Genomic DNA, 2,698 nt, shown 5'->3' with positions numbered 1-2,698 from the left:
TGTCGACCATACCCCCTCCCCGTATGTTTCGGAAGGCCGTTGGCTGCGTCGAGCGGTTTACGAACCTGCGGCGACGACCGGTCCGTTGGCTGAACTTCGAATCGAGTCAGGGTGCAGTGGGGTCTACGTCGAATCGGCCAGGGTGCGCGGTCCTGACATAGCGCACCGCTGTGGTGGTGCCGATACCGAACACGGTCATCAGGGCAACTGGGTCGCCGCTGTGGGCGGCCTCGTCGAGGATGCGATCGACACGCAGTTCGCGGGCGGTGATGCCGAGGTCACGGAATGGGCGGGTGATGTAGTGGCGACTGCCCGGCAGTGCGGTAGGCGCAGTTATCCGGGTGATCAGCAAGTACGGATTCGTGCTGGTCGGCCACCGCAGCTGACGGTAGATCAGCCAGTCGCGGAGCACCTCGGCGGTGAACTCGTCCAACCAGAACGTGTGGCGGGTGTGTGGACGGGTGACGGTTGCTCGTCCTGCCGAACGGTCGAGATGGTCGAGTCGGAAGCCGATGACCTCTTCGATCGTCAGCGCGTGGACCGCGACGAGCGCCAGAATCACCCGGTCATCGGGCCTGGTCAGCTGATCGAACAGCCCATGTACGCGATCGGATCGTAACGGTCTGAGGATCCTGCGGGTGTACCGACCAGCGACCTCTCGGGCAGGGTCGGCGAAGATGCGACGTTCGCGTTTGAGTCCGCGAAAGAGCGACCTCAGGGCCGTGTGCACGTTATGTCTCGACTGCCCTGAGTGACGGCTGAGAGCGCGCTCGATGTCGACAGTATCGACAGATCGCAGACTTTGGTGTGTCTCAGCCCATTCCTGCAAGACCGGTAGCGCGAAATTGAGATAGAGGGCAATCGTCACTGCCGTCAACGGTCTGGACTTACGTCGACCGCGGCCGCCCAGCGCAGTGACCCACGCCTGCACGTCGTCACGGAACTGCGCGGGTGTCTGCTCGATCATCCGTATCGTGCGCTCGGTGTGCCGGGCGGCATTGCGTGCCGCCACCCCATCGGCAGGGTTTCGTCCCGACATCAGTTGGGAGGTGGAACGCGGCGGGCTCCGCGCTTCCGGGCCCCGGCAGTGGGTGCGGCCGGGCCCGACCGATCGCCGATTGCGCGTGCTGGAGCTGCGTCGAGATCCGCGTCGTGAACAGCTTCCGCCAGCATCAGATCACCGACAGTGCAGTTCAACGCCGCACAGATCTTGTCCAGGTCATCGAGACGGATCGTGATCGGCGCCGAAGACCACAGGGCCGCAGTCTTGCTCAATGACGGATGGAAGTCGACCTGCTCGAATGCTTTGAGCAGCTGCGTCGGACGCCAGATGTCGCGTTGCGCCGCAACCATGCGCAAATTCCATTTCATCTTCTAATTCTCCGTACTCAAGCGCCGCACGGCGCGTTGTGTCGACTCGATGACAGACCGTTCCGGGTCGGCTCCTGCCGACGCCAAATAGCCCACAGTGGTGCTCGCCCATTCGTGACCGAGCATCTTCTGCACATCCCACAAGGGCATTCCTCGTTGGTAGTTGTGGGTAGCGCAGGCATGACGCAACAGATGGGGGTAGAGCTCGCGCACCGGGCCGTTGAGGTGATGGTGCGATGCAGCTTTGAGATTGCGGCGAAATGTCGAGGGTTGAATGGCGGGTGCAACGGCGAGGTTGAGCGCCGCGACGGCGGTCGGCAAGCGTTCCGATGGCCACAACGGTGCGCCCGCGTCGGTCGGGTCGTCGCAGAACTCGCCCCGGACCTGCTCGAGATACCACCACAGCAGCTCTCTCCCCTCTTCGAAGAGAAAAGCTTGCCGTTCGCGTGGACCCGATCCGCGGGCACCCTTACCCACGACGACGAAGCGGCCCCACTGTCCCGCTTCCCAATGGATGTCGCCGATCCTCACCGCACACAGCTCCGACGCCCGCACACCGGACAAGTACGCAATCTTCGCCATGGTGTAGTCGCGTGCGCTCACGTGGTACTTGCGAGAGCGTGGCAGGGCGTCTCTCCAGTCGGCAAAGAACGCTGTCATCGCTCGTCGAGTGGGAGGAATCCGCAGCGCGAAATCACCCCTGTGCCTCGGCCGGTTGAACGGGTCGACCGGTGACTCGACACCGACGCCGAACGCTCGGAGCAGCTCGCCAGCGTAGCGGTGCTCGAGGAATCGGTAGTAGTTGTCGATCTGAACTGTCTTTTTCCGGATGGTCGCGTGACTGCGTTTGCCGGGACCGGCGAAGTACTGATCGAACTGCTGCTGGGTCAATCGCCATGGCACGCAATCGAAGTAATCGCATATCTCGATCACGGGATACATGATTCTCTGCAGCGTCGCGGGGCTCAGACCCGCCACATCTCTGGCCCATCCGTATTCGACCAGCGTGTTACGGAAGAAGTCGTGTTCGTCGTCCCCCGACGCCGACGCCAGCCGCTGCAGCGATTCGACGTCCGCAAGTTCCCCGCTGCCGACCCCCGCGGCACTCGATGCGCCGTCGGCAGCGATGCGCTGCTGCCGACGAGTAGCGAAATCTGACACGAACAGTGAACTTATGCGAGGAACTCGCAGAATCCACGAGTAACTGATGAAATTTGAGCGACCACGGAATGAAGAAGAATCGTTGCTCTGACCAGGAACCCTGGGCTCACACCGGTTCCTGGCAGCCGATCGAACCCGCGCGGACTCCAGTGGCCAACGCGGGGTC

Annotated in this window: 3 protein-coding genes; all 3 read right to left on the bottom strand. The window is 62.8% G+C overall.

Translation table 11 applies throughout. The features are described from left to right. Window positions 1–106: 106 nt before the first annotated feature. From CH262_RS26965 to CH262_RS26955, 3 genes are read right to left on the bottom strand one after another with little or no spacing between them, the layout of a single operon-like run. Window positions 107–1,039: an integrase gene (locus CH262_RS26965; protein ID WP_143547186.1), complete on the bottom strand. Its 933-nt coding sequence runs from the start codon at window positions 1,037–1,039 to the stop codon at window positions 107–109. Further along, entirely contained in the window at window positions 1,039–1,371 is a 333-nt protein-coding gene (locus tag CH262_RS26960; protein WP_170945395.1) for a helix-turn-helix domain-containing protein, read from the bottom strand. The genes CH262_RS26965 and CH262_RS26960 overlap by 1 nt, the downstream gene beginning before the upstream one ends. A gap of 3 nt (window positions 1,372–1,374) precedes the next feature. After that, window positions 1,375–2,532, bottom strand: coding sequence for a tyrosine-type recombinase/integrase (locus CH262_RS26955; RefSeq protein WP_218829333.1), 1,158 nt, complete (start codon window positions 2,530–2,532; stop codon window positions 1,375–1,377). Window positions 2,533–2,698: the final 166 nt, after the last annotated feature.

Source organism: Rhodococcus sp. 05-2255-1e, assembly GCF_002259025.1.
Classification (GTDB): Bacteria; Actinomycetota; Actinomycetes; order Mycobacteriales; family Mycobacteriaceae; genus Rhodococcoides; species Rhodococcoides fascians.
This window is presented reverse-complemented; position numbering and strand designations above follow the sequence as displayed.